We start from the raw sequence: 4,157 nt of genomic DNA on the forward strand, positions 1-4,157 counted from the left end.
ACTTCTCTTTTCAAGTCATGACACTAACTTACTAAATCCAGAGATATTGAGGCGAGATCAAATTTACTTCACTGAAAAGACTACCTCTGAGTCTACAAGATTATATTCCTTAGCCGATCTCAAAGGCATTCGGAACGATGCTGACTTCGCAAGGCAATACTTATCTGGTTTTTACGGCGCGCTGCCCGTGTTAGCTAACTATCAACAAACTCCTTAGTTAAGCAGATGAATCCCTGGGAATTAAAACCAAATGATGCACGTACCGAAGACGGTTTGATTCTTTACCTGATTTTCTGCGAAGATTCCGTAAGTGAAGTACAATATTTCAAATCCTTTAAAGAAACTGACAGGTTAAAGATCAATGCAGTTGGTAATTACAAGAGCAAGTACAAGCATGTGTTGAAAGTTATAGCTCATTGCCGTGCAGAGAACTTGATGATGGATCGAGATGGTGTTTTATATCTGGACCAAGATCTAGTGAGAGTTTGGTGTGTCTTCGACAATGATCTGTTTAATGAAAAGAAACCCGATCAAGAAGTGCTTGATTTCAGGTTGTCAGTTGAAATGGCTATTAACTATGGACTCAATGTAGCATGGAGTAATGATGCCTTTGAATTATGGATACTTCTGCATTTTGTAGACTATGAGCGTGATCCTGAAAATAATTCTCGTAAACGCTACTATGAAGAGCTGACCACCATTTTTGAAAGTCGAGCAAGAGAATCACCCTTACTAGGGGAGCATCTTAAAAAGTATAACTTCAGCTATAAAGAAAATATGAAAAGCCTAAGAGCGTTTACTTCCATTGTTTTACCTGAACTAGAAGGACGGGAACAGGATGCAATCAATCGTGCAAAGGCTTTAAATCAGTTTCATTTGTCAGAAGGGCGTCTTAGTTGTGACCTGCATCTCCCTGGCACTACAGTTTATAAACTTGTTGAAGAACTTCGAGCATTAGCAAACTGATTCAACAACTTTTATAAAAGCCAGCTCCATGCTGGCTTTTTTTGTCCTTCTTCTCGTATCAATCCCGTTGCAGCTTGCATCAAAAAGCAAGTAAACCATGCAGCTGATCGTCAAAGATGACAAACTACAAAAGTACCGCGACCACATACAGACCGGTACGGACCTGACCGGGAAAGATAAAGCGCTTTTCGACCGGTACTTTTTCGCCTTCACATTACTGCTCGACGGTTTTTCGGAAAGAAAGGTTGTTGAATCCCTCATGTTCAGCCCCGCGCCGGTCGGCCAGCTGAGCCAAAGCCAAGCTTACAACGTCGTGAACGGTTGCCAGCAAATTTTCGGCTCGCTTGACTTCGGCAATGCCAAGAAAATCGCCCAGCGTGAGATCTACGCCACGCGCCTGGAAGAAATGGCTCATACCATGCAGCAAATGGGAAAAGAGATGCTGACAAAAAACAGCGTTCAAATCGAGCTCTCGGACGGCACTATCAAAGAACAAATCGACATCGATACCCAAAAAGAAGCAGCGGCCATTTTCGGGCGAGCTTCGGAAGCGCTGATGAAGTCGGCAAAGATCCGGGGACTCATGGAGAAAGACCAGCTGGAAAACCCCAACAAATACAAAGTGGCGCCAAACATCATTTTCACCGACGATTTGGCATCGCTTGAAATGTACCGTGAAATAGAAGATTCCATTTACGAAGATGTTACAGGAAACGAAACAGAGGCTGGACAAAGCCAGGCTGATGCAGGTAGCCAGGAAGGCTAATATTGTATTTCTCAGCACAAAGCAGAAATTATTTCTGAATAGTAAAGCCAGGCGCAAAACACTGCTGGCCGGCCGCGCATTCGGGAAAACCTATATTATGCTGATTTGTATCGGCTATATCGCCAAGCTTCTGCAGCGTGCCAGGTTCTTTTTTGCCGGCCGCACGTTCAAGCTGGTTTTGGATGTCGTAATGAATGATTCTGCCGATGCCTGGGCGGCACTCGGATGGTACGAATACCATGAAAAAGTCAATCCCTACGGTAATTACGTGCTTTTCAAAGAGCCGCCGGCTAACTGGCCGCGCGCGTACAAATCGCCAAAAACTTTTGATAGGTGTATCAGCTTTGATTCCGGATTTTGCTTGCAGCTGCTATCCTTTGAAAAGCCTGATTCTAACAGGGGTCACAATTTTGACGGGGGGTTTATTGACGAAAGCGCCACATTTAAAAGTGAATGGGTATCCAAAATCCTCATGGCGACACTTTACCGCGCCAATACCTGGCGGTTTAAAGACAGCCATTTGCATAACTCCTTTTACGATTTTACTTCCAATCCCTGGACGCAGGCCGGCCGCTGGATCTTCGGCACAGAAGATTTAATGAAGCAGGATCCGGATAAGTACCTGTTTATGGAAGGAACTGCGCACGATAACCCGACACTGCACCCTGATTATATCAAGAACATGCAGGATACTACTGAGCCGCTTGTCTTCAGGATCGAGGTGTTAAATGAAAGGTTAGGCAGTTTGCCAAATTGCTACTACCCGCAATTTGATGACGAAAAGCACTGCACCAGCAATACTTTCGATTACGACCAAAACGCAGACGGAATCTGGATACCGACCTTCTCTGACTATGACCCGAATAAGCCATTGGAAGTCAGCATGGACTTCAATAACTATATCTGTTCATCCATTGTCTGTCAAGAAGTACCAAACAAGCTTAAAGTAATCAACACGATTTACGTAAAGCAGCCGCGTGATAATAAAACGCTGGCTGAAACATTGGCCATTGCCCTGGATGAAGCCTACCCGGACCAGGTAAAAAAGGAGATGATCGTATATGGTGACGCGTCAGCGGGTAGCAAGAGCGCGGGATCTAAGACTACATTCTTTGCGCAGGTAGTGGCTGAGCTGCGTTCGCGTGGGTGGAAGGTGACACTGCGCGTATTGAAGACTAACCCTGAGCACCGTGATAGGTTCGCCCTGATAGACCAGATCCTGGCCGAGAGTACTACCAACCTGCCCAGGCTGCGTATCAACCGTAACACCTGCAAGGCACTGATCATCTCGATGCAAAATAGTCCGATGATTGGTGACATGAAGAAGGACAAAGCCAGTGAAGGCACAAGCTTGCCGCAAGAGTTCGCCACTCACTTGTCGGATTGCCTTGACTATATTCTGTATTACAAGTATTCTTCCACAATCCGAAAGCCAAAGTCTTCCGGCACAAAGATGCGTTGGCTCGGAGGCTGACCAGGATCCCGCACGGAGTCAGGCCGACCAGGCAGCACCCTTTCAGATATCCCAAAATTTGCGTCGCGGTAATTACCGAAAACGGAAAGGGTGCCGCCTTGGCTGGGAGACGATTGGAACAAAAAGGCTTTTTTCAGAACAGATTTTGGTTTAAGCGTCTGATTTCCAGTACAAGCCCAAAAATGAAAATTGGAAGTCTTTTTTGTCTTTTCCATGGGTATTTCCCGGCCCTAATTTCGAATCATGGAAACAATCAGCATTGACACTTTCTGGCGACTTCTGCATGATCCGGCAAACCGAGGCTTTGATTTAAAGTACAGAAAGACCGACGGCACCTTCGGGATGAAACGAAATTTAGGAAAGTCCGGAAAGCGCTTTGAAGGGAAAAGCACAAAAGGAAAGCTGCGTTACGATCTGATTGACAAAGGGGCGCTGCTACTGGAAGACGTTGACGGGCTAGGCCGTCCATTCACACTTCGGAACCGGCTTTTAAAAGCGATCCGCCTGCCTGGATCAAAAACATGGTATCGCATAATTCATAAAAATTACTAAAATGGTAAAGCAATTTCAGAAAGGATTTTATCACCTCTCAAAGGCGGACTCGGTTGCAAAGATCACGCCGACGATCGATATCGTATCGACAGGACCGGCCGACAAAGTAACTGTGGCCAATGACGGGATTGAATGGGTGAAGTGGGGGAAAGATGATGATATCGCCATTCAGATGCTGAATTTGTGCTGGGATTCTCCAAGCAAACCGCGCCTGATGGATACTGCCAAAGAATTTATCCTGGGCGCCGGCGTCAGGCTTATGTCGACCGAAATCGAAGGCGGAAAAGAAGTTCGGAACCTTATCAAGCATCCAGAACTGCGCAGCTGGTTTCGGGAAAATCAGGTCTATTCCGATTTCTTAGAGCTCGCAGCGCTCAGCCTGACGTTCGCTGAAATGGC

The 4,157-nt window shown here is 45.9% G+C and carries 6 protein-coding genes; all 6 read left to right on the forward strand.

Annotated elements, in window-relative coordinates:
• A partial coding sequence (locus ACTIE6_RS19350) for an AAA family ATPase (RefSeq protein ID WP_439558209.1) occupies positions 1-217 on the forward strand: 217 nt, incomplete at its 5' end.
• Between the two features lie 8 nt (positions 218-225).
• Positions 226-966: an RloB family protein gene (locus ACTIE6_RS19355; RefSeq protein WP_439558210.1), complete on the forward strand. Its 741-nt coding sequence runs from the start codon at positions 226-228 to the stop codon at positions 964-966.
• Between the two features lie 97 nt (positions 967-1,063).
• Positions 1,064-1,732, forward strand: a complete 669-nt coding sequence (locus tag ACTIE6_RS19360; RefSeq protein ID WP_439558211.1) for a hypothetical protein — start codon at positions 1,064-1,066, stop codon at positions 1,730-1,732.
• The gene (locus ACTIE6_RS19365) at positions 1,668-3,206 is read left to right on the forward strand and encodes a terminase large subunit domain-containing protein (protein ID WP_439558212.1); all 1,539 of its coding nucleotides are present in this window, start codon (positions 1,668-1,670) and stop codon (positions 3,204-3,206) included. The genes ACTIE6_RS19360 and ACTIE6_RS19365 overlap by 65 nt, the downstream gene beginning before the upstream one ends.
• Before the next feature lie 243 nt (positions 3,207-3,449).
• Positions 3,450-3,758 (forward strand): hypothetical protein, encoded by a 309-nt coding sequence (locus ACTIE6_RS19370; protein WP_439558213.1) that lies wholly within the window; start codon positions 3,450-3,452, stop codon positions 3,756-3,758.
• Between the two features lies 1 nt (position 3,759).
• On the forward strand, positions 3,760-4,157 hold a 398-nt coding region (locus ACTIE6_RS19375), incomplete at its 3' end, for a hypothetical protein (RefSeq protein ID WP_439558214.1).

The organism is Dyadobacter sp., assembly GCF_051859145.1.
GTDB lineage: Bacteria > Bacteroidota > Bacteroidia > Cytophagales > Spirosomataceae > Dyadobacter.

Bases quoted from the DNA above. Each gene is read 5' to 3' on its own strand.
- ACTIE6_RS19355 (WP_439558210.1), top strand. From the start codon at position 226: ATGAATCCCTGGGAATTAAAACCAAATGATGCACGTACCGAAGACGGT.
- ACTIE6_RS19360 (WP_439558211.1), top strand. From the start codon at position 1,064: ATGCAGCTGATCGTCAAAGATGACAAACTACAAAAGTACCGCGACCAC.
- ACTIE6_RS19365 (WP_439558212.1), top strand. From the start codon at position 1,668: ATGTTACAGGAAACGAAACAGAGGCTGGACAAAGCCAGGCTGATGCAG.
- ACTIE6_RS19370 (WP_439558213.1), top strand. From the start codon at position 3,450: ATGGAAACAATCAGCATTGACACTTTCTGGCGACTTCTGCATGATCCG.